This is a genomic window from Bradyrhizobium sp. USDA 4474 (assembly GCF_054057515.1).
The window spans coordinates 7,304,193-7,329,832 of the sequence record NZ_JBSRZJ010000002.1 but is presented as its reverse complement, the minus strand read 5'-3'; the positions used below and the strand labels follow the sequence as shown (position 1 = coordinate 7,329,832).

The following is a 25,640-nucleotide window of genomic DNA, read 5'->3' as shown; positions in this document are numbered from 1 at the left end:
GGTGCATCGGAGCGGTTCGGGCACTTCCCGTTCAGAAAGGGTTTTCTGCAATGAATTTCCGTTATTTGGCCGCGTCCGTCCGGCCGCGCGGGCGAGTTCTCGCTCTGTTGACGGCGACGGCATTGGTCATTCCGTTTGCCGCCGAAGCCCAGACCCCACCGGCCGCCGCGCCGAAAGCCAAGGCCGCGCCAAAGGCGGCCCCCAAGGCCCCGGCCCCGGCGCCCGCGCCGGCTGCCCAGGCCCAACAGGCTCCGGCCCAGCAGGGCGCGCCAGCGGCGCAGGGCGCTCCGCCCGCGGATCAGCAGATCCAGCTGATCTACGCTCCCTGGACCAAGTTCTGCCTCAAGGGCCAGGACGCCAACGCCAAGCAGGTTTTGCTTCACCGGCAAGGACGGCCGCATCGAATCGGGTCAGCCGGTCATCGCCGCCGTGATCATCGAGCCCGAAGGCGAGCCGAAGAAGATCCTGCGCGTGACGCTGCCGCTCGGCATGCAACTCGTGCACGGCACCCGCATCATCGTCGACAACAACCCGCCGCTGCAGAGCCCGTATGTGATCTGCTTCCAGAACGGCTGCATGTCCGACTACGAGGCGACGCCCGAGCTCCTCAACAACATGAAGAAGGGCCAGAATCTCGTGGTGCAGGCGATCAACGCCAACGGTGCGCCGCTGACCCTGCCGCTGCCGCTCGCCGGCGAATTCCAGAAGGCCTATGACGGTCCGCCGACCGATCCGAAGGTGTTCGAGGAAACCCAGAAGAAGCTCCAGGAAGAGCTTCAGAAGAAGGCTGAAGAGCAGCGCAAGAAGCTCGAGCAGCAGGGCGGAGCGCCGGGTACACCCGGTGCAGCGCCGGCGGCCCAGAAGTAATCGGGCTCAAACCCCTGATATGAAAAAGGCGCTCGGTTCGAGCGCCTTTTTTGTTGCCCAGATGTTTTATTGGCCAGCTGTTCTAGTTCAGCGAGGGATTGCGCGGGCGGTAGCCGCCATCCTTGTTCTTGATGAAGATCTCGGCGACCTGGGAATGCCGGATCGGTTCGCCTGATTCGTCGGGCAGCAGGTTCTGCTCGGAGACGTAGGCGACGTACTCGGATTCCGCGTTCTCCGCGAGCAGATGATAGAACGGCTGGTCCTTGTGGGGCCGTACTTCCTCGGGGATCGACAGCCACCACTCTTCGGTGTTGTTGAATTCCGGATCGATGTCGAAAATCACCCCCCGGAACGAGAAGATCCGGTGGCGAACGACCTGGCCGATCTGGAATTTGGCGGTCCGCGCTTTAATCATTCCCCGTCGATAGACCAGGATTGTGGCCGATGCTAGTGGCCTGATCCGGAATTAACCCGCCGGCGCGGGACAGACAGCTTCAAAATCTTCAGGAAAAACCTTTATCTATGGTTGCTATCCTCAATCTGGCGCTACCTTATTTCGGCTTGATCTTTGTCGGTTTCGCCTGCGGCAAGGCCAAGTCGCTGCCGGAATCGGGGCTGGCCTGGATGAACTTCTTCCTGCTCTACGTATCGCTGCCGGCGCTGCTGTTCGCGATCATGTCGAAGACTCCCTTTTCGGAATTGAATAACCCGCCGTTCCTGGTCGCAACCACGCTGTCCACGGTCACCGCGTTCACCCTGGCGCTGGCGGTCGGCAAGCTGCTCGGCGGCCTGACGCTGCGGGAGGCGACGCTCGCAGGACTCTCCGGCGGCTACGGGAATATCGGCTATATGGGGCCGGGTCTGGCCCTCGCCGTGCTCGGGCCGAAGGCCTCGGCGCCGACAGCGCTGATCTTCTGCTGCGACAGCATCTTCCTGTTCACGATCGTCCCCCTGTTGGTCGAGCTGTCAGATCGCGAACATCCCTCGATCCTGCATGCCTTCGGGGTCGTGCTGAAGCAGATCGTGCTCAACCCGCTGATCATGTCGGCCTGTTTTGGCGCGGCCGTGGCGGCGCTCCATATCGAACTGCCGGTCGCGCTCGATCGCACCATCACCTTCCTCCAGAACGCGGCCGCCCCGACGGCGCTATTCGTGCTCGGCGTGACCGTGGCGCTGCGCCCGTTCGACCGCGTGCCGTGGGAAGTGCCCGGCGTGATCGCGGTCAAACTCCTGATCCACCCGCTGGCGGCGTTCGGCTTGATGCTGGCGTTCGGCCCCTTCGCGCAGCCCTGGGCTGCCACGGCCATCCTGATGGCCTCGCTGCCGCCGGCGCTGAATGTGTTCGTGATCGCGCGCCAGAACGATGCCTGGATCGAATCGGCCTCCGTCGCGGTGCTGCTCGGGACGTTCGCCTCGGTGGTCACGCTGACCGGAGTGATGTGGCTGCTCCAGACCGGCCGGCTGGTGTTTCCGTAAACGCTACTTTCGCCAGGTCGGCGTCAGCCCCTCGCGCATGGCAAAGCGCCGGAGCGGGCCGATGGCACCCAACAGATGCAGGCCGACGGCGCGGACCGGCTGAAGCGGCAGGAAATCGTTGAGCAGCGAGCGGTTGGCGATGTCGATCACAAAAGTCCGGCTCAGAATATCCGGGCGCCGCGCTCGGTCGTAACGCTTGAGCACGTCGTCCGCGCCGGGATCATGGCCTGATGCGATGGCCTCGCCGGCGAGTCCGGCGATGTCAGCGGCATCCCGCAGACCGAGATTGAGGCCCTGGGCGCCGATCGGGGGGACCACGTGGGCGGCTTCGCCGACCAGGGCGATGCGGTCGCGAGCAAAGGATTGCGGACGTTCGATCGCCAGCGGGAACAGGCTGCGACCGGGCTCGACCGTCATCCGGCCGAGAATGGAATGCGACTGCTTCTCGATCGCGGCGGAGAGCTCCTCGTCGCTCAAGCCGCGCAGTCGCTCGGCTTCTGCGGGGGCCGAGACCCAGACGACGCTGGAGCGGTTGCCGGGCAGGGGGACGAACACGCAGGGGCCATGCGGCGTGTGGAACTCGGTCGAGACGTTGCGATGCGGCCTGGCATGGCTGACGTTGAAGGTCAGCGCCGTCTGCGTCAGGTCGCGTCGCGTCACGGCAATTCCGGCAGCCTCCCGGCACAGCGAGTGCCGGCCATCGGCGCCGACCACGAGCCGGGCCGAGAGGAATTGTCCCGATGCCGTGCGGATGGCGACATCATCAGCTTCGATCACGACGCTCTCGGCCTCGTCGTCAAAACGAACGAGATTCGGCAACTCGGCCGCGCGCGCTTCGAGCGCCAGCATCAGCGAGCGGTTGTCGATGTTGTAGCCGAAGGCGTCTCGCCCGATCTCGTGGCAGGAGAACCGGACCTCCGGCGCACGGATTAGCCTCTTGGTGTCGTCGACGAGACGCATCACCTCGAGTGCGGCGGCCTTGTCCCTGCAGCGCGGCCAGACGTCCAGGCTCTCCAGCAGATCGACGGAGGCACCCAGCAGCGCAGTGGTCCTGTTATCGGCATAGGGCAGGCGCCGCGCCACCAGCGCGGTCCGCGCGCCGGCCTGCGCCAGTGCGATCGCGGCCGCGAGGCCTGCCGGTCCACCGCCGATGATGGTCGCGTCAAAGAATGTCGATGCGTCTGTCATGGAACGACATGTGACACGCCCTGTGGCAAATTCAAGCCCACCAATTTCGCCTGATTTTATAACGAATTGCGCGGCCGATGCCCCATCGGCGGATGTGCAAACCGGTCGCGTTCTGGTAGCAGAAGCCATGGATACCAAGATGGACAGCCAAGAGGATTCCCTCAAGCCGACGCCCGCGATCCGTGCCGCGGCGTTCTCGGTGCACATCTTCACCGCCTTCGGCGCAGCCATCGCGCTGCTGGCGATGCTCGAGGCCGTGCGCGAGCACTGGGCGGCGATGTTCGGATGGCTGGGGGTTGCCCTGATCATCGATGCCGTCGACGGACCGATCGCGCGCAGGCTCAACGTCAAGGTCGTGCAGCCGAACTGGTCGGGCGACGTGCTCGACCTGGTGGTCGATTTCGTCACCTATGTGTTCGTGCCGGCCTATGCGATTGTTGCGAGCGGCATGCTGCTGCCGGTCGCGGCACCGTTGCTCGGCATCGCCATCATCGTGACCGGCGCGCTCTATTTCGCCGATCTGCGCATGAAGGCTGAGGACAATCACTTTCGCGGCTTTCCGGCGCTGTGGAATGCGGCGGCGTTCTATTTGTTCCTGCTGCACTGGCCGCCGCTGTCCTCGACGCTGCTGGTCGCAGCGCTGGTGGTGCTGACCTTCGTGCCGTTCCACGTGCTGCATCCGGTCCGCGTCGTGCGGCTGCGCTGGCTCACGATGTCGCTGATCGCGCTGTGGGCGGTGCTCGGGGTCTATGCGCTGGAGATGGATTTTCGCGCGGGCACCGGCGTAACCGTCGCACTCTGCGCGATCGCTCTCTGGATCGTCTTCAGCGACGCTTTGATCCGGCTGGTGAGGGCGTTCGCGTGATGCATTTGCTGACCAGCCCGGAGGCCTGGGCCGCGCTGCTCACCTTGACCGCGCTCGAGATCGTGCTCGGCATCGACAACGTCATCTTCCTGTCGGTGATCGTCTCGCGCATTCCGGAGCCGCAGGCCCATCGCGCTCGCCAGATCGGGCTGGCGCTGGCGCTGATCTTCCGCATCATCCTGCTCAGCCTGCTGGTCCGGCTGATAGGCCTGACCGCCCCGGTGTTCTCGTTTTCGGGGTACGATTTTTCGTGGCGTGACCTGATCCTGATCGGCGGCGGCCTGTTCCTGATCGCGAAGGCGACGCACGAGATCCATGCCGAGGTCGAGGCCGATGATTCCGGCGACGATCAGAGGTCCGGCGGCAGTGCGTTCTTCTGGGTGATCGTCCAGATCATCATCATCGACATCGTGTTCTCGCTGGACTCGATCATCACCGCGATCGGGATGGCGCAGGACCTCGAGATCATGATCGCGGCCGTCGTGATCGCCTGCCTGATCATGTACATTTCATCGGGACCGGTGGCGCGATTCGTCGCGGAGCATCCGACCACCAAGATGCTGGCGCTGGCATTTCTGGTGTTGATCGGCGTTGCGCTGGTTGCGGACGGATTCAAATTCCACATCCCGCGCGGTTACATCTATTTCGCAATTGCGTTCTCGGCGGCCGTGGAATTCTTCAACGTGCTGGCCAAGCGCAATCGCAAGAAGAAGCCCGTCTAGCCGCTCCAGATCGGGTCGAGTTGACAAGGCGGGCGCTATGTCTTTCGCTTGAGCGGCGAGAAGAGGAGGTCAGGTGATGACCAAAGCGGTCCGTGTGCACAAGGTCGGAGGTCCCGAGGCCCTGGTCTATGAGAGCGTCGAGGTCCCGGCGCCCGGCTCCGGCGAGGTGCGCATCCGCCAGCATGCGGTCGGCCTGAACTTCATCGACGTCTATTACCGCACGGGCCTGTACAAGGCTCCGGGATTGCCGTTCATCGTCGGCAACGAGGCTTCGGGCGAGGTCGTCGCCGTCGGGCCTGGCGTAACGCATTTCCATCCCGGCGACCGCGTCGCCTACTACCACAATCTCGGCGGGTATGCGAGCGAGCGCAACATCCCCTGGGACAGGCTGGTCAAGCTGCCCGATCACATCACCTACGAGCAGGGCGCCGTGCTGATGCTCAAGGGCCTCACCGTCTGGTATCTCCTGCACAAGACCTTCAAGGTCGAGCCGCATCATCGGGTGCTGATCCATGCCGCGGCGGGCGGCATTGGTCTGCTGGCTTGCCAATGGGCGAGGGCGCTCGGGGCACACGTCATCGGCACGGTCGGCTCGCGCGAGAAAGCCGAGCTCGCGGAAGCCAATGGCTGCGACCACGTCATCCTCTACAACGAGGAAGACTTCGTCGCGCGCGTCAAGCAAATCAGCCGCAACGAGGGCTGCGACGTCGTGTATGACGGCGTCGGCAAGTCGACCTTCCCGGGTTCGCTGTCGTGTTTGAAGCCGCGCGGCATGTTCGTCTCGTTCGGCAATGCCTCGGGCCCCGTGCCGCCATTCGCGATCGCGGAGCTGAACAATCACGGCTCGCTGTTTGCGACGCGGCCGAAGCTCAACGACTATATCGGTACCCGCAAGGAGCTGCTGGAAGGCGCCGACACGCTGTTCTCCGCCGTCATCAACGGCAAGCTGCACGTGCCGATCAACCACGCCTACGCGCTGAAGGACGCGGCCAAGGCCCACATCGATCTCGAAAGCCGCAAGACGACGGGAGCTTCGATTCTGAAGCCGTAAGTCGTCCGTCGCTATCCGACTCCACGCGCCAGCGTTGCGGCGCAGAGCCGGGACCGAGCGGCGACGAATGGTTCTGTGGGATGGGCCCAGGCTCTGCAGCGCAGCGAAGGAGCGCTGCGCTGCATCCGGGGCACAGGACTGCCATCACGCCACACGCCTCGCCGCGCCGGCCTTGGTCAAGATCTCGTCAAGACAGCCAATCATCTCGGCGATCTCTGCCTTCGTGACGTTCAACGCCGGCATGAAGCGCAGCGTGTCGAGTTGCGGCGCGTTGAGGAGGACGCCGGCCTCGAACGCCTGCGCGACGATGCCGGGCGCGATCGGAAGCTTGAGGTCGAGCGCCAGCAACAGGCCGCGGCCGCGCACGCCGCCGAGGCCGTGCCGCGCCGAGACTTTTTGCAACTCGCTCTCGAGCAGCAGGCCGGTCTCGGTGACGGACTTCAGGAAATCCGGCTTGCCGACCTGATCAAGTACCGCAAGTCCCGCCGCGCACATGAAGGGGTTGCCGTTGAACGTTCCGCCCTGGTCGCCGTGCTCGAAGCAGGACGCGCGCTCGGTCGCAAGCAGAGCTGCGAGCGGCACGCCGCCGCCGATGCCCTTGCCGAGCGTCATGATATCAGGCGCAATTCCTGCGTGCTCATAGTGGAAGAGCTTTCCGGTCCGGCCCATGCCGGTCTGGATCTCGTCGAAGACGAGCAGCAGGCCGTGCGCCTCGGTGAGTGCGCGCAGCTCTTGCAGGAACTGATCGGTTGCGGGCCATACGCCTGACTCGCCCTGGATCGGCTCGAGCATGACAGCGACCGTGTTGTCGCTGATCAGCTTCTCGACCGAGGCAATGTCGTTGAGCTCAGCCTTCTTGAAGCCGGATACTTTCGGTTCGAACAGCGGCTCGAACGCCTTCTTGCCGGAGGCCGACATCGTCGCGAGCGTCCGCCCATGGAAGCCGCCTGCGAAGGTAATGATCTCGAACGCGCCGCCTCTGTGCAGGCTGCCATATTTGCGCGCGAGCTTGATCGCGCCCTCATTGGCTTCCGCGCCCGAATTGGCAAAGAACACCTGGTTGAAGGCGCTGACGTCGACCAGCGCCTGTGCCAGCTTGAGGCTCGGCTCGTTGTAGAAGGCGGGGCTCGGCGTCAGCAGCCGCTTGGCCTGCGCAGCCAGCGCGTCGGCAACCGCCGGCGGCGAGTGGCCGAGGCAGTTCACGGCCCAACCCTGCACGAAATCGAGATAGCGCTTGCGGCTGTCGTCCCAGAGATACGAGCCGGTGCCACGGACGAACACGGTCTTCGGCCGTGCAGTGATGTCCATCAGCGCGTCATACGGATGGGTGGCGGTGGTCATGTCGAGCTCCTCTTGGGAAGATCCGGGGCGGGTGAACACGGACGTGAAATGCAAGAAGGCCGCACTTTGCGGGTGCGGCCTTCTCGAAAACTGCGCTGAACTCAGGACTTCAGCGGCGTCGTCGGACATGGCGCAACCCATCATCGTCGCGGGAGCGACGACGCATGGCCTGGCGCAGATGGGTCCGGGAGATAGTCATGGGGCGCGTCCGTACAGTCGAAAGGCAGGGTCTGTCAAGCGGATTGCGATGACGTATCATTCGACCGCAGCCCAGAAACTAAAAAGCCCGTAGCGCGTTTGTGATCGCAGGAAGCGAATTGGTTCGAACCGGACTCAAGCCGGTCGAGACTAAAAGGGCGGGACCAACCAGACAGTTTTCAGCCTTGTCCGACATCTCATACCCGATCGACCTCGACAGCATACGCGGCGCGTTTCCGCCGGGCATCGAGGCGCCGCCCTTGCTGCTCGATTTTGCCGGTTGGCTGAACGGGCGGCCCTGGGGCAGCGTCGGCTGCTTCTCGCTGCAGGGCCAGTTCTCCGACCAGGCGCCGATCTTCGACGGCAGCCCCTTGCGCGACCGCTTCGCGCTGTTCATGCGTTTGCCTGATGGTTCGGCCGTCGGCGGCTGGTACGGCGCCGGACTCGACCGCTACGATCCCCCGATCGTCGGGCTGGGCTCGGAAGGCGACCACGAGTTGCTCGCACCGTCCCTCGACGCGCTGCTGACGAAACTGACGTCGCTGCAATTCGACAAGGCCTGGCACGATTTGCGGCCGCACGACGAGGTCGAGCCTCAGACCGCCGAGCTCGCACAGTGGCTCGCCCGAAGGCCGGCCGGCGAACCCGTTGCATGCGAGGACGGCGAGCTTCCCGACTTTCGCGGCTTCGTGGAGAAGTGGAGCAGGGATCGCGAGGAATACTGGGCCAACCACCGACTGATGGCCGAGCTCGGCTGGCGGCTGGCCGCGCACCTGCCCAAAGGCAAGAAGCCCTGGGACAAAACGCATTTCGAGGTCGCGATATCAGGCAAGCAATACGAGGCGCGCGTGCTGGCGCACCGACCGCAACCGTTCGAGGAAGCCGCCTCGATCGAATCCCTGCTGCGTGATTTGCGCGAGGAGATGCGGAGGGCGCAGCCCGAGCTCGGGTTGTGGTACGCGATGAAATTCGGCCTCTATGCCGATGGTCGCGTCATGCCGAACTTCGAATACGACGTCCGCCCAACGATCAACGGCGAGCCGGCGCTATTAGCCGAGGCCCAGGCCGATCTCGCCCGCGCACCGCGCCCGGAGCGCTGGGTGCCGAAATGGCTGGCCTGACTCCAGCCAAGGGTGTCCACCTGTCCCTGCTGGAGAGGTAAACCGACCGTTCCAGCTGATACCGTCAGAACCCGGCGACGCTGCCGTGCAGATCGTACTGGTCCGCACGCTCGATCTTCGCGGTGACGATCTCACCGACGCGCAAGGGGCGGCGGCTGGAGAGATACACCGCGCCGTCAATCTCAGGCGCATCGGCCTTGGAGCGGCCCTTGGCCACCGTTGGACCGACCTCGTCGATGATGATCTGCTGCCGCGTGCCGACCTTGCGCTTCAGCCTGCGCGCAGAAATCTTCTGCTGGCGCGCCATCAGCGCGTTGTAGCGCTCCTGCTTGACCTCGGCGGGCACGGCACCTTCGAGCGCGTTCGACGCGGCACCCGCGACGGGCTCGTATTTGAAGCAGCCGAGGCGATCGATCTCGGCCTCATCCAGCCAGTCCAGCAGATAGGCGAAATCGGAATCAGTCTCGCCGGGAAAGCCGACGATGAAGGTCGAGCGCAACGCGAGGTCGGGACATTCCTCGCGCCAGCGCTTGATGCGCGCCAGCGTCTTGTCCTGCGCCGCCGGGCGCTTCATCGCCTTCAGCACCTCGGGGCTCGCATGCTGGAACGGGATGTCGAGATAGGGCAGCACCTTGCCCTCGTTCATCAGCGCGATGACCTCGTCGACATGCGGGTAGGGGTAAACGTACTGCAGCCGCACCCACGCGCCGAGTTCGCCGAGCTCGCGTGCGAGGTCCAAAAATCTGGCGCGAACCTGGCGGTCCTTCCACGGGCTCTCGGCATATTTGAGATCGATGCCGTAGGCCGAGGTGTCCTGCGAAATAACAAGCAGTTCCTTGACGCCGGCGCCGACCAGGCGCTCCGCTTCACGCAGAACGTCATTGGCCGGACGCGAGACCAGGTCGCCGCGCAGCTTCGGGATGATGCAGAAGGTGCAGCGGTTGTTGCAGCCCTCGGAGATCTTGAGATACGCGTAGTGGCGCGGTGTCAGCTTGATGCCGTGCGGCGGTACCAGGTCGAGATGCGGATTGTGCGCCGGCGGCAGCGCGCGATGCACGGCATCGAGCACGCTCTCGTACTGCTGCGGACCTGAGATGGAGAGCACGCCGGGATAGGCCTGCTCGATCGCTTCCGGCTCCGCGCCCATGCAGCCTGTCACGATCACCCTGCCGTTCTCGGCCATGGCCTCGCCGATCGCCGAGAGCGATTCCTGCTTGGCGCTGTCGAGGAAGCCGCAGGTGTTGACGATGACGATATCGGCCCCGTCATGCTTGCGCGCGAGCTCATAGCCCTCGGCGCGCAGGCGCGTGATGATGCGCTCGGAATCCACCAATGCCTTGGGGCACCCGAGTGACACGAAGCTGACCTTGGGCGCAGCCGTCTGATCCATATCCAAATCTGCCTGATTGACAGGCTTGAGCTAGTCCCAATTGCTCATAATTACAACCCTTTGCAGGGCGTTCTGGCGTGCTATGGATGAATCGCCTGCCGCGAGTGAGACATGAGCGCCGAACAGTCGCCCAAAATCGTGATCGTCGACGAAAGCCCGGTCCGGGCCGCGATCCTCGAAGACGGGTTGCGGGAGGCCGGTTTCACTGAGATCCTCCATATCCGCGAGATGCAGAGCCTGCTGGCCCGTATTTATGCGGTGGACCCCGACATCATCCTGATCGATCTCGAGAACCCCAGCCGCGACGTGCTGGAGGCCATGTTCCAGGTCAGCCGCGCCGTGAAGCGGCCGATTGCGATGTTTGTCGACCAGAGCGATACGTCCTCGATTCAGGCTTCCGTGGAGGCAGGGGTGTCCGCCTACATCGTCGACGGGCTGAAGAAGGAGCGCATCAAGCCGATCCTCGACCTCTGCGTGTCGCGCTTCAACGCCTTCGCAAAACTTCAGGAGGAACTGGAGCGCACCAAGTCGCAGCTCGAGGACCGCAAGATCATCGAGAAGGCCAAGGGCATTTTGATGAAGGTCAAGGGTCTCACCGAGGACGAGGCCTATGTGCTGCTGCGTTCAACGGCCATGCGCGAGAAGAAGAAAATCGGCGAGATCGCGCAGTCGATCATCACCGCATCGGAGATGCTGAAATGACTGCGCCCCTTCGCATCGGGTTCATTCCGCTGGTCGATGCCGCCGCCCTGATCGTCGCCGTCGACAGGGGATTTGCCGCGGCTGAGGGTCTCGAGGTCGAGCTGGTGCGCGAAGTGTCCTGGTCCAATGTCCGCGACAAGCTGAACATCGGCCTGTTCGATGCTGCGCATCTGCTGGCGCCGGTCGCGATCGCATCTTCGCTCGGGCTCGGTCACGTCAAGGTGCCGATCGCAGCGCCCTTCAACCTCGGTATCAACGGCAACGCGATCACGGTGTCGCCTTCCTTGCATGCCGCCCTGATCGAGGAGATCGATGGCGATCGCTTCGATCCACTCGCGACCGCGAAGGCGCTGGCGAGAGTTGTGGCCATCAGGCGCAAGGCGGGCGCCGATCCGCTGACATTCGGCATGACCTTTCCGTTCTCGACCCACAATTACCAGCTGCGCTTCTGGATGGCGGCGGCCGGCGTCGATCCCGACGAGGATGTGCGCCTTGTCGTGTTGCCGCCACCCTATATGGTCGATAGTCTCGCCAACGGTCACGTCGACGGCTTTTGCGTCGGCGCGCCCTGGAATTCGGTCGCGGTCGATCTCGGCATCGGCCAAATCCTGCATTTCGTGTCCGACATCCTGGAGCGCGCAGCCGAGAAGGTGCTGGCGGTTCGCCAGGTCTGGTCCGACAAGCATCCTGATGTGGTTGCAAGCCTGGTACGTGCGGCGGTCAAGGGGGCCGAGTTCATCGAGCAGCCCGCGAACCTCGCCGAGGTAGCGCAGATCCTGGCGCAACCTGAGCGGATCGGTGTCGATGCCGACGTCATCCAGCGCTCCCTCACTGGGCGGCTCAAGACCTCGCCCGATGGCGCGGTGCGCGAGAGCGGCCGTTATCTTCTGGTCGGACGTGAAGGGGCAGGGCGTCCTGATCCGGTTCAGGCCGCCTGGCTCTACGCGCAGATGGTCCGCTGGAGGCAGACAGCCCTCAGCCCGGAAGCGCTCAAGACCGCGATGGCCGTGTTCCGGCCGGACCTCTACGACGCCGCGATCGGGCGCGTGGGAGAGGGGCACGCCAGCGCCCCCTTCAGCGCTTTTGCCGGACCGGCGTTCGATCCCGGCGATCTCGCCGGATATCTCGCCTCGTTTGAGGTCGGCCGGTCGGCTTTCTAAAGCCTGCTCAAGAATTAATCACATTGATTCGAAGCTTAATATTTGGGCCATTGCTGCCCGAAGCAGCATGAACCTTGATCCACTTCATGCGCTGCACACAAATGTAACGTTCTGATTTCATTCGACTTCGCCGTTTGTGCTGCATTGGCACACTCCTTGAATAGAGGAAGCGCAGCCTCCCGGCATGGGCGCCGGCGGCTCAGGTCCATAGTGGATTTCCGCAGCAACGAGGCTGATCGGATCGCTCCGGGCTCTGGCGAGGCGCGTGTGCGCTTCCAACCGGCTCCCTGCGATCAACGTCCGTTTCACCCGTTGACGCCGCCTGCGCGCGGCAAGCTGGAGCTTCGATATGGATTACGCGAAACCCTCCGACGTCGTGGTCTCGATGGTTGATGCCAGCCTGAAGAAGCTGGCACTTGCCCCGCGTGACATCATGATCCGCGGCGCGATCTCCGGCGCATTGTTGGGCGCTGCCACGACGCTGGCCCTGACGGGCGCGGTCACGACGGGGCAGCCTATCGTCGGCGCGCTGATCTTTCCCGTCAGCCTCGTGATGATCGTGCTGCTCGGGCTCGAGCTCGTCACCGGGAGCTTCGCCATCGTGCCGCTGGCTCGCCTCGAAGGCAAGGCGAGCTGGAATGCGGTCATCGCGAACTGGTGCTGGGTGTTCGTCGCCAACCTGCTCGGCAGCATCGCCGTCGGCGCACTGATCGCGATCTCGCTCACCAACATGGGCAAGGTCGAGGTCGCCGGTGTCGCCGCGAAGATCGTTGCTGTCGCCGAAGCCAAGACCATCGGCAACGCGGCGATCGGCACCGCCGGCATGGTCTCCGTCTTCGTCAAGGCGATGCTCTGCAACTGGCTGGTCTGTCTCGGCGTCGTCATGGCGATGACCTCGACCTCCACGGTCGGAAAGATCGCAGCGACATGGCTTCCGATCTTCCTGTTCTTCGCGCTCGGCTACGAGCATGCCGTCGTGAATATGTTCCTGATCCCGACCGGCATGATGCTCGGCGCCAAGATCAGCGTTGCCGACTGGTGGCTGTGGAATCAGATCCCCGTGACCCTGGGCAATCTCGTCGGCGGTTTCGTCTTCACCGGTCTCGCGCTCTACACGACGTACAAGCCTGCAAAGCCGGCAACGGATGTCGCGCAGGTCGCGGTCCAGGCAGCAGAGTAGGTCCATTCAGCTCATGAAACTCGATACCGCACCCACGGCCGATTTCTCCGACGAGCAGAAGCGCTATCTCGAAGGCTTCATGTCCGGCATGCAGGTCGGACGTGTCGGGCGCGCCTTTGCCGCCGGCGGCGCGCCCGCGGCAGCCGCACCGTCCGAACCGTCAGGTCCGGACGCTGCGGCGATCAAGGCGCAGGACAAGCTCACGGCCGCGGGCAAGAAGCTCGCCGACCAGGAGAAGTTCAAGCGCGAGATGCATCCCTTCGATGCCTATGAGCGTCTGAAGGACCAGGCCCGCAACAATGCCAATCCGACGCCGGCGGACAATTTCCGCTGGCGCTATTACGGCATCTTTTGGGTCGCGCCGGCACAGACCTCGTACATGGCGCGTCTGCGCATTCCCAACGGCATTCTGAAGCACTGGCAGATGTCGGGCCTTGCCGACATCGCCGAAAGCTGCGGCGGCGGCTACACCCACGTCACCACCCGGGCCAACTTCCAGATCCGCGAGATCGAGCCGAAGAACGCGGTCAAGCTGATCGAGGGCGTGCAGGACATCGGCCTCTGCTCGCGTGGTGCCGGCGCGGACAACATTCGCAACGTCACGGGCACGCCGACGGCGGGCATCGATCCGCAGGAACTGCTCGACACGCGCCCCTATGCGCGCGAATGGCACTACCACATCCTCAACGACCGCTCGCTGTTCGGCCTGCCGCGCAAGTTCAACGTTGCCTTCGACGGTGCCGGCAAGATCGCCGCGCTGGAGGAAACCAACGACATCGCTTTCACGGCGGTCGAGGTGAAGGACGGCCACGGCGTCGAGCCGGGTGTCTGGTTCAAGCTCGGCCTCGGCGGCATCACCGGCCACAAGGATTTTGCGAAGTATTCGGGCATCGTCGTTCGCCCCGAGGACGCGACCGCTGTGGCCGATGCCATCGTGCGCGTCTTCATCGAGCATGGCGATCGCACCAACCGCAACAAGGCGCGGCTGAAATACGTGCTCGACACCATGGGCCACGACGGCTTCCTCGAGCTGGTCGAGGAGCGCCTCAAGAAGCCGTTCGCACGCGTGCCGGCCGAAGCGATTCTGCCGCGTCCCTTGTCTGACCGCACGGCCCATATCGGCGTGCACAAGCAGAAGCAGGCCGGCCTCAACTGGGTCGGCGTGGCGCTGCCGGTCGGCAAGCTCACCGGCGAGCAGATGCGCGGGCTCGCCAAGATTTCGCAGGATCTCGGTGACGGCGATATCCGCCTGACGGTCTGGCAAAACCTGCTGATCTCAGGGGTGCGTGACGAGAGCGTTGCGCTCGTCACCGCCGCGGTCGAGAAGCTTGGCCTCGCGACGCAGGTCTCCAACGTCCGCGCCGGCCTGATCGCCTGCACCGGCAATGCCGGCTGCAAGTTCGCGGCTTCCGACACCAAGCGCCATGCCGCCGCGATCGGCGACTGGTGCGACGAACGCGTCAATCTCGACACGCCGCTCAACATCCATCTGACCGGCTGCCATCACTCGTGTGCCCAGCACTACATCTCTGACATCGGCCTGATCGCGGCCAAGGTCCCGGGTGCGAGCGAGGATGACCAGGTCGAGGGCTATCACCTGTTCACGGGCGGAGGCTTCGGTCCCGATGCCGACATCGGGCAGGAGGTGTTTCATGACGTGAAGGCCGAGGATGTGCCGAAGAGGATCGAGGGGCTTTTGAAGGCCTATCTCGCCAAGCGGACCTCACCCGAAGAGACGTTCCTGACCTTTTCCCGTCGCCATGACGGCGAAGCCTTGCGCAAACTCGCCGAAGCGGAAGCAGCAGCATGACCCAGATGACCGTGCCTCCCAAGATCGAGATCATTCCGGCCAATGCACCGTTCACCGAAGGCCAGCGTCTCTGGCTGAACGGTTTTCTGGTCGGCATGTTCGGTCTCGACGGCTCGACGGCGCTGTCGCCGGCCGAGAACGGCGCCGTGCTGGCGCCGCAGGGCGATGGCGACGACGGCGAGGCGCCCTGGCATGATCCGGCGATGGCGATCGCCGATCGCATGAAGCTCGCGGAAGGACGTCCGCTCCGCCGCCGCATGATGGCGGCGATGGCGCAGCAGGATTGCGGCCAGTGCGGCTACAATTGCGCCGACTATTCGGACTCGATCGCCAATAAGAGCGAAGCCCGCCTCAACCTCTGCGCCCCCGGCGGCAAGGAGACGGCGCGGATGTTGAAGCAGCTGTTCGAGGAGATCGACAAGGCGCCGGCTGCGAAGCCCGCGCCAGGGGCTCCGGCCACGAGCGCACCGGTTGCGCCGGAAGTAAAGGCGGAGCTCGGCCGTACCCGCGAGAATCCTGTCGAGGCGACATTCCTGTCGCGTCGCCTGCTCAACAAGGGCGGCTCGGAGAAGGAGACCTATCACGTCGAGTTCGATCTCTCCGAGAGCAGGCTCGACTATGTCGTCGGCGACAGCTTTGGCGTGTTCGCCCGCAACGACCTCGGCCTCGTCGACCAGATCATCGCGCTGCTCGGTGCGTCCCACACCACCAAGGTCAACAACAAGACGCTGCGCGAGGCGCTGGTCGAAGACGTCTCGCTGTCGCCTGCGCCCGACAAGCTGTTCGAATTGCTCTCCTTCATCACCGGCGGCGCGCAGCGCGAGAAGGCGAGGGCGCTGGCGCAGGGCGAGGATCCCGATGGCGATGCCGCAACGCTCGACGTGATGGCCGCGCTGCAGAAGTTTTCCGGCACGCGGCCGCATCCCGAGGCCTTCGTGGAGGCGCTGGAGCCGCTGCAGCCGCGGCTCTACTCGATCTCGTCCTCGCACAATGCCACGCCCGGCAAGCTGTCGCTGACGGTCGATTCCGTGCGTTACGTGATCGGCAAGCGCAAACGGCTCGGGGTCGCCTCGACCTTCCTCGGCGAGCGCATCAAGGAGGGCGACAAGCTGAAGGTCTATGTGCAGAAGGCGCATGGTTTCGGTCTGCCGCAGGATCCGAAGATTCCTGTGATCATGATCGGCCCGGGCACCGGCATCGCGCCGTTCCGCGCCTTCCTGCTCGACCGCAAGGCCACCGGCGCGCAAGGCAAAAACTGGCTGTTCTTCGGCCATCAGCGCAGCGATTGCGACTTCTTCTACCGCGACGAGCTGAACGCGATGAAGACCTCAGGGCTTCTGACGCGCCTGTCGCTGGCCTGGTCGCGCGATGGCGAGAAGAAGTTTTACGTGCAGGACCGCATGCGTGAGCTCGGCCGTGAAGTCTGGACGTGGCTCGCCGAAGGCGCGCATCTCTATATCTGCGGCGATGCCAAGCGCATGGCCAAGGACGTCGAGCGAGCGTTGGTCGACATCGTGGCCCAGTTCGGCGCACGTTCGACCGACGAGGCGGTTAGTTTCGTCGCCGATCTCAAGAAGAAGGGGCGCTTCCAGGCTGACGTGTATTGAGCTGCGGCGCCGTCCCGGGACGATGGAACCTGGAACCGGTTCCATCTCCCGTGGAGTTTAACGAATCATATTCTTGGAACCCGCGGATACAGAGAATTTTCGACCGCGAAACAGCGCAAAAAGGCGCTTCCATCGCTATTTGCGCAATGATCTTACAGTCGTCGTGCTCGATCGTTCATACTCGCCGCATGGTGCGTTGGAAATCGACCATCCGGGAATTGTCGGCGGAAGCCAGGCTTCACCTTTATGCGCGTTCGCTCTCGCGCAGACCCGCGGCAAGCGTGCATCACATCGGGATCTATGGCGCTTGCGCGATCATCGCGGTGTTGGTCTTCGGCACGCTGTCGGTGCACCCGTTCTGATCACGCCCCGCTCTTGAACGGCGCGACCTCGATCCCCGCATCCTTCAACGCCTGCCGCAGGCCGCGTGCGATGTCGACGGCCCCGTGCGTATCGCCGTGGATGCATACCGTGTCCATGCGCACCTTGATGACCTTGCCGGTGACGGAGACCACCGCGCCATCCTGCACCATGCGCACCACGCGCTCGGCGATTGCCTTCGCATCGTGCAGCACCGCGCCTGGCTTCTTGCGCGAGACGAGATTGCCGTCGTCCTCATAGGCACGGTCGGCAAACACCTCATGCACCATCGGCAGGTTGGCGTCTTCGCCTGCCTTCACCAGCTTTGAATTGGCGAGCACGACGAAAATGAGGCTGGGATCGACCGCCCTGATGCCGGCGGCAATCGCCTTCGCCGTCATGTCGTCCTCGCAGGCGACATTCGACAGTGCGCCATGCGCCTTCACATGCGTCACCTTGTGACCGGCCGCGGTCGCGATCGCCTGCAGCGCGCCGATCTGGTAGGCGACGAGGTTCTCGATCTCGGATGATCTGAGGCCCGCGATCGGATGCCGGCCAAAACCGTGCAGGTCGCGATAGCCAGGATGTGCGCCGACCGAGACGCCGCGCGCTTTCGCCAGCTCAACCGTCCGCCGCATGATGTCGGGGTCGCCGGCATGGAAGCCGCAGGCGACGTTGACCGAGCTTGCGACCTCGATCATGGCGGCGTCGTTGCCCATCTCCCACGCGCCAAATCCTTCGCCGAGGTCGCAATTGAGATCGATCGTCTTCATGGTTGTTCTCCGCCTTTGGTCTTGTTGTCTAAGGCTCCGCCGCGACCTGCCAGGTCCCGGCATCCATGGCACTCACCGCATAGCCCGCGACGTTGGCATCGCTCAGCGCCTCGATGTTGAGCTCGACCGCGTCGGAAGAGCGCAAGCGATCGGGCAGGTTGCGGATCAGCTGTTGAAACTTGCGCGCCTCGTCCTGCGCCTCAGCGATGGTGACCGCCTTGAAATGGAACGCCGTGCCCGCCGAAGTCTGAGCGAGGCGGCCGACATCGGCCGTGATCACGGTTGCGATCTTGGGATAACCACCTGATGTGCCGCGATCCATCATCAGCGCGATCGGCGCGCCGTTGCCGGGCACCTGGATGCTGCCGTTGACGGTGCCGTCGGAGACGATGTTGTGGCCGTGCAGATGCTTGATGGCGGGGCCTTCGAGCCGGTAGCCCATGCGATCCGACGTCGCCGAGACCTTCCACTCGCTGTCGAGGAACAACGCCTTGTTGGCATCATCGAATTCGTCGTCCTGTGGACCCAGCACGACGCGGATCGGGCCGCTGACCGGCTTTGGCAATTCGATCCGTAACTCCGGCGCGCCGCTCGCGGCATCGACCGAGAACTCGTCGCCGGCCTGGAGCGGGCGCGGATAGGGGCTGCCGAGGCCAGCGCGGGCATTCACCGCGAGGCTGCCGAATACCGGCTCGCCTTTGATGGCGCCTTCGATCGCGAGATACGTGAAGGCACCGCCGCGGGCAAAGCCCAGCGCGAGCATCTCGCCGTCCTTCAGCGTGACTGAGCTGTCCATGGCCACGGGCCGCCCGGCAACGTCCGCCGGGCGTGGCGCACCTGATATCCCGACGCGCACGGCGCCATCCCTGGCCGTGAACGTCGCGCCGAACGGGCCGATCTCGACCGCGGCCGCAAACGGCTCGTTGCCGACAAGCGTGTTCGCGGCGGCCAGCGCTAACAGGTCCATCGCACCGCTGACCGTCAGGCCATAGCGCTGCGCGCCGCGTCGTCCGCCGTCCTGGACGGAGCTTGCAGGCCCGATGCTGGCGACGACGAGCCGGCTCATGCGTCCACCCGCTCGGCGATGATCGCGCCGGCTTCCGCGGCACGATCCTGCTCCTCGAACGTCTTGTGGTCGATGGCAAAAAAAGTCACGCGATCGCCGGGTTCGGTGAGGAAGGTCGGGTTGCGGTGGAGTTGATAGGTTCGCACCGGCGTGCGGCCGAGCAGGTGCCAGCCGCTGGGCGCCGCCAGACACTGGATGCCGGCCTGGATGCCTCCGATCGAGATCGTGCCTGCCGGCGTGAACAGCCGGGGACTTTGGCGTCGCGACATGTGCAGGGATTTGTCGAGGCCGCTGAGATAGGACCAACCTGGCGTGAAGCCGATCATGGCGACGCGATAGTCGCCGCCGACGTGACGGGCGACGATGTCGTCCGGCGTGGTGTTCAGTGCTTTCGCGACATCCTCGAGGTCGATGCCGTGCTCGCCACCATAGGCGACGGGAATGCGCCAGCGCCGCGTCTTGCTTGCCGGCGGCAGCGGTCGGCAGGCGATCGCCAGGATCTTTTCGCCGAGCGCGTCAAAGCCGATCTTGCCGGGATCGTAATGCACCAGCAGCGAGCGATAGGTCGGGATCGTCTCTGAGATGCCCTCGATGGGGCTTGATGCGAGCGCCTTGTCGAGCGCGAGCACGCGCTCGTTGGCGGCGTCGTCGATGGTGCGGCTGAACTCGACCGTGACGGCACTGTCGCCACTGGGAAGGAGGCGGGGCGGGGGGAGCGTCGCGGCCATGACCTCTCGAAATCGGTCTTGAGAAAAGCGGGCTCAGCCTTGAGTTCCGCAATGCCATTGCTTCGCGTAAATGCGTCCGCAAGTCCAATAAATTAATGCCGGGGGTGGCGATAAAGCCTTGTTATCGCGGCGCATAAAGGCCAGCAGGGCCGCGTTCTTGGCCCTTGACGGCCAGCTCCCGGCTCGCAAGATGCGCGTGTTCTTTCCCGCATCTCGGAGCTCGTTCTCGTCCATGTCGCTGTCCCCCGAAGCCCGCAAGACCCTCGCCGGCATCACCACCGCCACCATCACTACGGTCCTGCTGAAGAAGGGCCTGCGGAATGTCTGGATGCGCGGTGCGCGTCCGCTGCGCCCGGGCCTGCCGCGGCTGGTCGGACCGGCTTTCACGCTGCGCTTCGTGCCGGCGCGCGAGGATCTGGCGACGCCGGAATCCTGGTCGTCGCCGATCTCGACCCGCACCGCGATCGAGGCGATGCCGGAAGGCTGCATCGCCGTGGTCGACGCCATGGGCATCACCGACGCCGGCATCTTCGGCGACATCCTCTGCGCCCGCATGGTCAAGCGCGGCGTTACCGCGCTCGTCACCGACGGCGTGGTGCGGGACGTCGAAGGCGTGCTCGGCACCAATTTGCCGGTCTGGTGCGACGGCTATGCCGCGCCGCCGTCGGTTGCGGGTCTCACTTTCGTCGGCTGGGGTGAGCCGATCGGCTGCGGCGGCGTCGCCGTGTTCCCGAACGACATCGTCGTCGCCGACCAGGACGGCTGCGTCCTGATCCCGGCGGCGATGCTCGATCACGTGCTCAACGAGGGCGTCGAGCAGGAACGGATGGAAGCCTGGATCGTCAACGAGGTGAACAACGGCGCGGTGCTGCCGGGCCTCTATCCCATGAATGCCGAGACCAAGGCGCGCTACGCCGCCAGTAAGAAGTAACAGGAAACGAGGAGCCCCATGGACATCACCCTCGCAGGTGCGCGGCCGACCCGCCGCGCGCCCAAGGAAAACTTCACCGGCACCGTGTTGCAGGACCCCATCAACATGGCGCCCGCGCCGGCGCGGCTGAACGTCTCGCGCGTCTCGTTCGAGCCTGGCGCCCGCACCAACTGGCATCACCATCCGCTCGGGCAGACGCTCTACGTGATTTCCGGCGTTGGCCGCGTCCAGACCAAGGGCGGCCCGGTCAAGGAGATCCGCCCGGGCGATACCGTCTGGATTCCGCCGAATGAAGTGCACTGGCACGGCGCCTCGCCGGGCAACAGCATGTGCCACATCGCCATGCAGGAAGCGCTCGACGGCGTCTATTCCACCTGGCTCGAGCCGGTCACCGACGCCGAGTACGGCGCAGCGCTCGGTTAACGCGGCAGCCGGCCTATATCCGCTCCGCGGTCCACGTGCCCGAGCACATGGCACCATGCCATGTGCCGGAGCCTGTGGTGCCGCTGAGCCGGCCTGAGCCCACGGCGTGCTTGATGCCGGTGCTTAAGCTGACGTTGATGCTCCCGGCATCCGCGACGCGGCCTGACGCCGTCACCGCGGCGCTGCTCGAGGCGATCTGGCCGTTGCTGATTCCGATCGCGACCGTCGCGCCGTTACCGCAGGTGCCGCTCGATGACGAGATGCGCACATTCCATGCGCCGTCGAAGGTCGAGCCCGCAGCAGCCGCCTGCGTGAGCGGGACAAGAATGGCGATAGCACTAGCGAAGAACCGCCTGCGAAGTCCGTTCATGGCACGCCCCTGTGTTGACCATGCCGGGAGCGTGTCACGGGCGCGGAACCGGCGATGTGAGGGTCGTCACGCGAGATGCTCCGTGAGGTCTCGCACATCGCGACACCATGACACGCAAAAGCAAAAAGGGACCCGGATCACGGGCCCCTTGTCTGCCTTGCAACGTCGCGCCTGAACCTAGTTCACGCGCGTCCAGGTCTGGCCGCCGCAGAACATGCCACCGAAGGCGCAACCCTGCACGTGCAGGCGGTCGCCGCCCTTCAGCGAGATCGTGGACTCGTAGGTCGAACCGTTGTTGGGATCGAGGATGCGGCCCGACCATTTCTGGTCCTTGCCGGGCTTCATGTTGATCAGCACCTGTTCGCCATTCTGGTTCGACTTGCTGTCGACCGAATAGCCGCAGAGATTGGTGCCGCACTGCTCGATGCGGACCTTGCCTTCCTTCTCCTCGGTGAGCCAGACGCCGACCGGTGAATTGAGCTCGCGCGCGGGCGCGGCGGCTGGCGCCGGCGGCGCGACAGCCGCGGCCTGAACGGGAGCCGGCGCAGGCGGCGGAGGCGGCGCGGACGGCACAGCGGCCACCGCCGGCGCCGCACTCGGCGCCGGTTGAGGCGGCGGCACCATCGCATCTTCGGCCGGAGCGGTGCTGGCGCTTGCTGCCGGAGGCGGAGGCGCTGGGGGCGGCGGAGCCGGAGGCGCCGCTGCGGCTGCGGGAGCGGGTGGCGCGGACGTTTGCTCCGGTGTGGGCGGGGCGGCGGCAGGAGCGGGGGCCGGCGCCGGTGCAGCTGACGTCCGTGGATCGACCTTGGCCTGCTGAGGAGCCTGCGGTTCGGCTTTCGGGCTTCCCTTCGTGTCGTTCTTTGTATCGTTCTTTGTATCGTTCTTGGCGTCGTTCCTGGCGTCGTTCTTGGCCTTCCTGGGCTTGCCTTGGCCGGTGTTGTCGTACACGCCGGGAATTTGCACCGTGCCGCGCTCGGGATCGAGGCGGATGGTGCGCCCGCCATATTCGAAGGTGTACTGCGCCTGCGCAGCGGTGCTCGCCAAAAGGAATGCAGCCGTCGCCAACAGCTTCCTCATTTCCATCTCCCGAACAGGTGGTCCGCGCACCCGGCAATACGCGCCGGTCCGACCGCGAAAAGTGATCTAGATCACTGTTACCGTATGAGTCGTCCGCATCAGGTTCGGGGTTCAATATCCCGAGAGTGGCCGGGGCAAGCCACATCATGACGCGGCTTAGTCGAACCAGGCGGCATAGATCTTCTTGTAGCTGCCGTCCTCCATGGAGATGTGCAGCCACTCGTCGACGAAGGCCTTCAGTGCCACGTCGCGCTGGAGCCAGTAAGCTTTCTCGGAGAAGTCGAACGGCTTGTCGGGATGCACGGCGCAGAGCACGCCTTGATGCTGCTTCTGCTGATAGCGGGTCTCGGAGGCATCCGTCATCATCAGGTCGGCATTGCCCTTGGCGATCTCATCAAAGATCGCTGTATTGTCGGGGAACACGGTAATGTCGGCGTCTTTGACGTTGGCGCGCGCGAAACGCTCATTGGTGCCGCCGGGATTGACGATGATTCGGGTGCCCTTCTTGTCGATGTCGGCGAGCGTCTGGTACTTGGCGGTGTCGGCGCAGCGCGCGATCGGCGTCTTTCCCTCGCGCATGATCGGCACTGTGAAGTAGCCCTTCTTCTGGCGGTCGAGCGTCACCGAGATGCCGCCCATCGCGATGTCGAACTGGTCGGCCTCGAAATCCTTCATCAGCTTCGGCCAGGCCGTGGGCACGAATTCGACCTTGACGCCGAGCGCCTTGCCCAGCGCCTCTGCCATGTCGACGTCGAAGCCGGAGAACTGCTGGGTGGCCTTGTCCAGATAGGTGAAGGGCTTGTAGTCGCCGGTCATGCCGACGCGCAACGTGCCGCGCTTGATGATCTCGTCGAGGCGCGAGGAGGCCGGCTGCTGCGCGTAAGCCGAGACGTTTGCCAGGAGCGCAACGGCCAACGTTGCGAAGATTCGAACGATCATCTCTTTTCCACCCATGCCCGAGCTGTCATTGTACAGCTTCTTCAGACGTGGATTTAGACCAGATGCAAGTTTCTGGCGAGGCGGAACTGAAAGGATTTTGGCGTGGCGATCTCGATGTATGAGGCCTCGGTCGGCCTCTTCGTGCCTTACCTGCGCAACCTGTCTGTCCTGCTGGACAAGGGCGTTGCCTATGCCGAAACCCGCAAGTTCAATCCGGCGGTCCTGCTCGGGATGCGGCTGGCGCCGAACATGTACGATCTGGCGCAGCAGGTCGGCGAAGCCTGCCGTCATGCCACGGTGGCTCCGGCCTTGCTGGCGCAGTGCGAACCGGTCGCGCTGCCGCCGCTCGAGCACGACATGGCCGGGCTTCAGGCGCGGATTGCAACCTCAATCGAATTCATTGAAAGCCTGCCGCGCGCCGAGATCGATGCGGCCGCGGAGTTGAAGGTTTTCTTCAAGCTGAAGAACGGAACCGAGCTGCCCTTCACCGGGCGGACGCTGCTGCTGACCAACAGCGTCCCGCAGTTCTTCTTTCACGTCACGACCGCGTACGACCTGCTGCGGCACGCGGGCGTCGAACTCGTGAAGAAGGATTTCCTGGGCCGGAAGTAATTACGCCTCGCCCTTGCGCTCGTAATCGGCGAGCGAGCTGCGGCCGGCGATCTCGCTGCGCAGAGCTTCGAACCGCCGATGCGCTTCGTCCTCGTGCTCGTCGACGAAACGCACAGCGGCTTCGCTCGACATCGGGCCGCTGATCACGGGAGTGGACTGTTCGCCGATGGTCTCGTGAACGTAATACTGGCCATCGTCGCCGCGATGAACCGTCCATTTCAGCCGGATCGCCACCATGGGGCCGGGGCCGACCTTGCTGTAGCCGTCCGCGTCGGTGTGGTCGGGGACCAGCGGCTGCTCCTCGACCATGGGATGCTCGTCCACCATAGGATGCTCGTCGACCATGGGATGCTCGTCGACCATAGGATGGTCTTCAACGGCCGCGTGCTCACCGACGACGACGATCTCCGTCTCGCGGATGGTCTCGGTTTCGCGGACGACCAGGGTCGACTCGGGGTGCTCCAAAATGCTGGCGATGGTCGCCAGCGCGTGGTCAGTCGGGTCGATCTCTGACAAGGGTCCATCCTCCAGCTCGACGCGGCCGGCAAACTCCGTCCCACTGCCGCCGCGGCCGGATACATTACGCGGGTTCGATTAAGGCTGAGTTGGGGCCTCATCTGCACCAAAATGGGACGCATTCTGGCCATCCGAAGGCGGGCAAATCGGCCGCCTTTCGGATTCAATTCAACTGAGCACGTCCTGATTGATGACGTTCTGCCTGATGGGGTCGCCGTCCAGCACACTCAGGATGTTGCGCGCGGTCTGCTCGCTCATGCGGCTCACGGCCTCGACCGTGACCCCGGCAACATGCGGGGCGATGATGACGTTGGGCAGGGCGAACAGCGGATTGCTGACGGGCGGCGGTTCAACCTCGAACACGTCGATGCCGGCGCCGGCGAGCTTGCCGGAGACGAGTGCGTCGTACAGCGCGGCTTCCTTCACGATGCCGCCCCGCGCGGTGTTGATGAGATAGGATCTCGGCTTCATCCGGCCGATCCTGTCAGCGTCGAACAGCCCGACGGTCTCAGGCGTCTTAGGGCAGTGGATTGTGACGAAGTCGGCGTTGGAGAGCGCCGCGTCGAGATCGGTGACCGGCTCGCAACCGGCAGCCTTGATGTCGGCGGCTCCCTTGTAGGGATCGTAGACCTGCACGTTCATTTCCATCGCCTGGCAGCGTTTGGCGGTGCGGGTGCCGATGCGGCCGAAGCCGATGATGAGGACCGTCTTGCCGTAGAGATCGAACGGCAGCATGGCGAGGCGGCCAGCCCATTTGCCGTCCTTGACGCATGCGTGCAACTCGTTGGCGCGCTTGGCCAAGGTCAGCATCATGAACAGCGCCGCTTCCGCGACCGACGGCGAGTTCGCGCTGCCGGCCACCATCAGCGGCACCTTGCGACGCGACAGGGCTGATACGTCGACGGCGTCGTAGCCGACGCCGATGCGGGTCACCACCTTCATGTCCTTGGCCGCTTCGAGCTCGGTCTCCCCGAAGGCGGTGGCGCCGAGCGCGACGCCATGAACCGGCGCATGGCTCTTCAGCAGAGCCTCGAAATCCGCGGCGGAGATCAGGTTCGGAAATTCGACGAGCTCGATATCGTCCCGCTGGGTGAGGAGGGCGCGTGCCCCTTGCGACAAAGTCTGTGTAACGAAAATCTTCTTCTTGTTGGTCGCCATCGCTCCCCG

The 25,640-nt window shown here is 64.5% G+C and carries 26 protein-coding genes and 1 pseudogene; 15 read left to right on the top strand and 12 right to left on the bottom strand.

What is annotated here, in order from left to right:
* Positions 1 to 50: 50 nt before the first annotated feature.
* Positions 51 to 867: pseudogene (locus ACVW16_RS36070) on the top strand (invasion associated locus B family protein).
* Positions 868 to 949: 82 nt separating this feature from the next.
* Here ACVW16_RS36070 and hspQ read toward each other — a convergent pair.
* Positions 950 to 1,282, bottom strand: a complete 333-nt coding sequence (gene hspQ / locus ACVW16_RS36065) for a heat shock protein HspQ (RefSeq protein ID WP_018317973.1) — start codon at positions 1,280 to 1,282, stop codon at positions 950 to 952.
* 107 nt (positions 1,283 to 1,389) lie between these two features.
* Between hspQ and ACVW16_RS36060 the strand changes: the two genes are divergently transcribed.
* The gene (locus ACVW16_RS36060; RefSeq protein ID WP_456738582.1) at positions 1,390 to 2,343 is read left to right on the top strand and encodes an AEC family transporter; all 954 of its coding nucleotides are present in this window, start codon (positions 1,390 to 1,392) and stop codon (positions 2,341 to 2,343) included.
* A gap of 3 nt (positions 2,344 to 2,346) precedes the next feature.
* Here the strand turns inward: ACVW16_RS36060 and ACVW16_RS36055 are convergent, their stop codons facing one another.
* On the bottom strand, positions 2,347 to 3,531 hold the full coding sequence (locus ACVW16_RS36055; protein ID WP_456735168.1) for a UbiH/UbiF family hydroxylase: 1,185 nt from the start codon (positions 3,529 to 3,531) through the stop codon (positions 2,347 to 2,349).
* A 139-nt stretch (positions 3,532 to 3,670) separates the two neighbouring features.
* Here ACVW16_RS36055 and pcsA point away from each other — a divergent pair, with 139 nt between their 5' ends.
* The 3 genes from pcsA to ACVW16_RS36040 all read left to right on the top strand — a co-directional run bounded on the left by pcsA (position 3,671) and on the right by ACVW16_RS36040 (position 6,169).
* Positions 3,671 to 4,396 carry a phosphatidylcholine synthase gene (gene pcsA, locus ACVW16_RS36050; RefSeq protein ID WP_456705285.1) on the top strand — a complete coding sequence of 242 codons (726 nt, stop codon included), beginning with the start codon at positions 3,671 to 3,673 and terminating at the stop codon, positions 4,394 to 4,396.
* On the top strand, positions 4,393 to 5,118 hold the full coding sequence (locus tag ACVW16_RS36045; RefSeq protein WP_456703621.1) for a TerC family protein: 726 nt from the start codon (positions 4,393 to 4,395) through the stop codon (positions 5,116 to 5,118). Before pcsA ends, ACVW16_RS36045 begins: the two co-directional genes overlap by 4 nt.
* 76 nt (positions 5,119 to 5,194) lie before the next feature.
* On the top strand, positions 5,195 to 6,169 hold the full coding sequence (locus ACVW16_RS36040) for a quinone oxidoreductase family protein (RefSeq protein WP_456735167.1): 975 nt from the start codon (positions 5,195 to 5,197) through the stop codon (positions 6,167 to 6,169).
* 144 nt (positions 6,170 to 6,313) lie between these two features.
* Here the strand turns inward: ACVW16_RS36040 and ACVW16_RS36035 are convergent, their stop codons facing one another.
* Positions 6,314 to 7,510: an acetylornithine transaminase gene (locus tag ACVW16_RS36035; RefSeq protein WP_456735166.1), complete on the bottom strand. Its 1,197-nt coding sequence runs from the start codon at positions 7,508 to 7,510 to the stop codon at positions 6,314 to 6,316.
* A 383-nt stretch (positions 7,511 to 7,893) separates the two neighbouring features.
* On the opposite strand from ACVW16_RS36035, the gene ACVW16_RS36030 reads away from it, so the two are divergent.
* Complete coding sequence (locus ACVW16_RS36030) at positions 7,894 to 8,829, top strand: hypothetical protein (RefSeq protein ID WP_456735165.1); 936 nt, start codon at positions 7,894 to 7,896, stop codon at positions 8,827 to 8,829.
* Between the two features lie 64 nt (positions 8,830 to 8,893).
* On the opposite strand, the gene rimO is transcribed toward ACVW16_RS36030, so the two are convergent.
* Entirely contained in the window at positions 8,894 to 10,219 is a 1,326-nt protein-coding gene (gene rimO / locus ACVW16_RS36025; protein ID WP_456735164.1) for a 30S ribosomal protein S12 methylthiotransferase RimO, read from the bottom strand.
* Positions 10,220 to 10,330: 111 nt separating this feature from the next.
* On the opposite strand from rimO, the gene ACVW16_RS36020 reads away from it, so the two are divergent.
* From ACVW16_RS36020 to ACVW16_RS35995, 6 genes are all read left to right on the top strand, one after another.
* Positions 10,331 to 10,921: an ANTAR domain-containing response regulator gene (locus tag ACVW16_RS36020; protein WP_456703616.1), complete on the top strand. Its 591-nt coding sequence runs from the start codon at positions 10,331 to 10,333 to the stop codon at positions 10,919 to 10,921.
* Positions 10,918 to 12,081: a CmpA/NrtA family ABC transporter substrate-binding protein gene (locus ACVW16_RS36015; RefSeq protein WP_456735163.1), complete on the top strand. Its 1,164-nt coding sequence runs from the start codon at positions 10,918 to 10,920 to the stop codon at positions 12,079 to 12,081. Before ACVW16_RS36020 ends, ACVW16_RS36015 begins: the two co-directional genes overlap by 4 nt.
* 349 nt (positions 12,082 to 12,430) lie before the next feature.
* Positions 12,431 to 13,261: a formate/nitrite transporter family protein gene (locus tag ACVW16_RS36010; protein ID WP_456735162.1), complete on the top strand. Its 831-nt coding sequence runs from the start codon at positions 12,431 to 12,433 to the stop codon at positions 13,259 to 13,261.
* A 13-nt stretch (positions 13,262 to 13,274) separates the two neighbouring features.
* Positions 13,275 to 15,071: a NirA family protein gene (locus ACVW16_RS36005; RefSeq protein ID WP_456735161.1), complete on the top strand. Its 1,797-nt coding sequence runs from the start codon at positions 13,275 to 13,277 to the stop codon at positions 15,069 to 15,071.
* Positions 15,068 to 16,678 (top strand): sulfite reductase subunit alpha, encoded by a 1,611-nt coding sequence (locus tag ACVW16_RS36000; protein WP_456703612.1) that lies wholly within the window; start codon positions 15,068 to 15,070, stop codon positions 16,676 to 16,678. The genes ACVW16_RS36005 and ACVW16_RS36000 overlap by 4 nt, the downstream gene beginning before the upstream one ends.
* A gap of 188 nt (positions 16,679 to 16,866) precedes the next feature.
* The gene (locus ACVW16_RS35995; protein ID WP_456703611.1) at positions 16,867 to 17,040 is read left to right on the top strand and encodes a hypothetical protein; all 174 of its coding nucleotides are present in this window, start codon (positions 16,867 to 16,869) and stop codon (positions 17,038 to 17,040) included.
* Here ACVW16_RS35995 and ACVW16_RS35990 read toward each other — a convergent pair whose 3' ends face one another.
* The 3 genes from ACVW16_RS35990 to pxpB are packed head-to-tail and all read right to left on the bottom strand — an operon-like array spanning position 17,041 to position 19,605.
* Positions 17,041 to 17,811: a LamB/YcsF family protein gene (locus ACVW16_RS35990; RefSeq protein ID WP_456735160.1), complete on the bottom strand. Its 771-nt coding sequence runs from the start codon at positions 17,809 to 17,811 to the stop codon at positions 17,041 to 17,043. It abuts the gene before it with no gap.
* Positions 17,812 to 17,839: 28 nt separating this feature from the next.
* The gene (locus tag ACVW16_RS35985; RefSeq protein WP_456735159.1) at positions 17,840 to 18,877 is read right to left on the bottom strand and encodes a 5-oxoprolinase subunit C family protein; all 1,038 of its coding nucleotides are present in this window, start codon (positions 18,875 to 18,877) and stop codon (positions 17,840 to 17,842) included.
* The gene (gene pxpB / locus ACVW16_RS35980; RefSeq protein WP_456735158.1) at positions 18,874 to 19,605 is read right to left on the bottom strand and encodes a 5-oxoprolinase subunit PxpB; all 732 of its coding nucleotides are present in this window, start codon (positions 19,603 to 19,605) and stop codon (positions 18,874 to 18,876) included. Before pxpB ends, ACVW16_RS35985 begins: the two co-directional genes overlap by 4 nt.
* A gap of 232 nt (positions 19,606 to 19,837) precedes the next feature.
* Between pxpB and ACVW16_RS35975 the strand changes: the two genes are divergently transcribed.
* On the top strand, positions 19,838 to 20,536 hold the full coding sequence (locus ACVW16_RS35975; RefSeq protein WP_456703607.1) for a ribonuclease activity regulator RraA: 699 nt from the start codon (positions 19,838 to 19,840) through the stop codon (positions 20,534 to 20,536).
* Positions 20,537 to 20,554: 18 nt separating this feature from the next.
* Complete coding sequence (locus ACVW16_RS35970; RefSeq protein WP_092237153.1) at positions 20,555 to 20,959, top strand: (R)-mandelonitrile lyase; 405 nt, start codon at positions 20,555 to 20,557, stop codon at positions 20,957 to 20,959.
* A gap of 13 nt (positions 20,960 to 20,972) precedes the next feature.
* Here ACVW16_RS35970 and ACVW16_RS35965 read toward each other — a convergent pair whose 3' ends face one another.
* The 3 genes from ACVW16_RS35965 to ACVW16_RS35955 form a co-directional block, all read right to left on the bottom strand.
* Positions 20,973 to 21,329: a hypothetical protein gene (locus tag ACVW16_RS35965; RefSeq protein WP_456735157.1), complete on the bottom strand. Its 357-nt coding sequence runs from the start codon at positions 21,327 to 21,329 to the stop codon at positions 20,973 to 20,975.
* A gap of 177 nt (positions 21,330 to 21,506) precedes the next feature.
* On the bottom strand, positions 21,507 to 22,406 hold the full coding sequence (locus tag ACVW16_RS35960) for a DUF2147 domain-containing protein (RefSeq protein WP_456735156.1): 900 nt from the start codon (positions 22,404 to 22,406) through the stop codon (positions 21,507 to 21,509).
* Positions 22,407 to 22,562: 156 nt separating this feature from the next.
* Positions 22,563 to 23,345, bottom strand: a complete 783-nt coding sequence (locus ACVW16_RS35955; protein WP_456703604.1) for a transporter substrate-binding domain-containing protein — start codon at positions 23,343 to 23,345, stop codon at positions 22,563 to 22,565.
* Positions 23,346 to 23,459: 114 nt separating this feature from the next.
* Between ACVW16_RS35955 and ACVW16_RS35950 the strand changes: the two genes are divergently transcribed.
* Complete coding sequence (locus ACVW16_RS35950) at positions 23,460 to 23,957, top strand: DUF1993 domain-containing protein (protein WP_456705284.1); 498 nt, start codon at positions 23,460 to 23,462, stop codon at positions 23,955 to 23,957.
* Here ACVW16_RS35950 and ACVW16_RS35945 read toward each other — a convergent pair whose 3' ends face one another.
* Positions 23,958 to 24,473, bottom strand: a complete 516-nt coding sequence (locus ACVW16_RS35945; protein WP_456735155.1) for a hypothetical protein — start codon at positions 24,471 to 24,473, stop codon at positions 23,958 to 23,960.
* 168 nt (positions 24,474 to 24,641) lie between these two features.
* The gene (locus ACVW16_RS35940) at positions 24,642 to 25,631 is read right to left on the bottom strand and encodes a hydroxyacid dehydrogenase (protein ID WP_456735154.1); all 990 of its coding nucleotides are present in this window, start codon (positions 25,629 to 25,631) and stop codon (positions 24,642 to 24,644) included.
* Positions 25,632 to 25,640: the final 9 nt, after the last annotated feature.

Excerpts from the sequence above, each read along its gene's own strand:
- hspQ (WP_018317973.1), bottom strand. The coding sequence starts at position 1,282 with ATGATTAAAGCGCGGACCGCCAAATTCCAGATCGGCCAGGTCGTTCGC.
- ACVW16_RS36060 (WP_456738582.1), top strand. The coding sequence starts at position 1,390 with ATGGTTGCTATCCTCAATCTGGCGCTACCTTATTTCGGCTTGATCTTT.
- ACVW16_RS36055 (WP_456735168.1), bottom strand. The coding sequence starts at position 3,531 with ATGACAGACGCATCGACATTCTTTGACGCGACCATCATCGGCGGTGGA.
- pcsA (WP_456705285.1), top strand. The coding sequence starts at position 3,671 with ATGGACAGCCAAGAGGATTCCCTCAAGCCGACGCCCGCGATCCGTGCC.
- ACVW16_RS36040 (WP_456735167.1), top strand. The coding sequence starts at position 5,195 with ATGACCAAAGCGGTCCGTGTGCACAAGGTCGGAGGTCCCGAGGCCCTG.
- ACVW16_RS36035 (WP_456735166.1), bottom strand. The coding sequence starts at position 7,510 with ATGACCACCGCCACCCATCCGTATGACGCGCTGATGGACATCACTGCA.
- rimO (WP_456735164.1), bottom strand. The coding sequence starts at position 10,219 with ATGGATCAGACGGCTGCGCCCAAGGTCAGCTTCGTGTCACTCGGGTGC.
- ACVW16_RS36020 (WP_456703616.1), top strand. The coding sequence starts at position 10,331 with ATGAGCGCCGAACAGTCGCCCAAAATCGTGATCGTCGACGAAAGCCCG.
- ACVW16_RS36015 (WP_456735163.1), top strand. The coding sequence starts at position 10,918 with ATGACTGCGCCCCTTCGCATCGGGTTCATTCCGCTGGTCGATGCCGCC.
- ACVW16_RS36010 (WP_456735162.1), top strand. The coding sequence starts at position 12,431 with ATGGATTACGCGAAACCCTCCGACGTCGTGGTCTCGATGGTTGATGCC.
- ACVW16_RS36005 (WP_456735161.1), top strand. The coding sequence starts at position 13,275 with ATGAAACTCGATACCGCACCCACGGCCGATTTCTCCGACGAGCAGAAG.
- ACVW16_RS36000 (WP_456703612.1), top strand. The coding sequence starts at position 15,068 with ATGACCCAGATGACCGTGCCTCCCAAGATCGAGATCATTCCGGCCAAT.
- ACVW16_RS35995 (WP_456703611.1), top strand. The coding sequence starts at position 16,867 with ATGGTGCGTTGGAAATCGACCATCCGGGAATTGTCGGCGGAAGCCAGG.
- ACVW16_RS35990 (WP_456735160.1), bottom strand. The coding sequence starts at position 17,811 with ATGAAGACGATCGATCTCAATTGCGACCTCGGCGAAGGATTTGGCGCG.
- ACVW16_RS35985 (WP_456735159.1), bottom strand. The coding sequence starts at position 18,877 with ATGAGCCGGCTCGTCGTCGCCAGCATCGGGCCTGCAAGCTCCGTCCAG.
- pxpB (WP_456735158.1), bottom strand. The coding sequence starts at position 19,605 with ATGGCCGCGACGCTCCCCCCGCCCCGCCTCCTTCCCAGTGGCGACAGT.
- ACVW16_RS35975 (WP_456703607.1), top strand. The coding sequence starts at position 19,838 with ATGTCGCTGTCCCCCGAAGCCCGCAAGACCCTCGCCGGCATCACCACC.
- ACVW16_RS35970 (WP_092237153.1), top strand. The coding sequence starts at position 20,555 with ATGGACATCACCCTCGCAGGTGCGCGGCCGACCCGCCGCGCGCCCAAG.
- ACVW16_RS35965 (WP_456735157.1), bottom strand. The coding sequence starts at position 21,329 with ATGAACGGACTTCGCAGGCGGTTCTTCGCTAGTGCTATCGCCATTCTT.
- ACVW16_RS35960 (WP_456735156.1), bottom strand. The coding sequence starts at position 22,406 with ATGAGGAAGCTGTTGGCGACGGCTGCATTCCTTTTGGCGAGCACCGCT.
- ACVW16_RS35955 (WP_456703604.1), bottom strand. The coding sequence starts at position 23,345 with ATGATCGTTCGAATCTTCGCAACGTTGGCCGTTGCGCTCCTGGCAAAC.
- ACVW16_RS35950 (WP_456705284.1), top strand. The coding sequence starts at position 23,460 with ATGTATGAGGCCTCGGTCGGCCTCTTCGTGCCTTACCTGCGCAACCTG.
- ACVW16_RS35940 (WP_456735154.1), bottom strand. The coding sequence starts at position 25,631 with ATGGCGACCAACAAGAAGAAGATTTTCGTTACACAGACTTTGTCGCAA.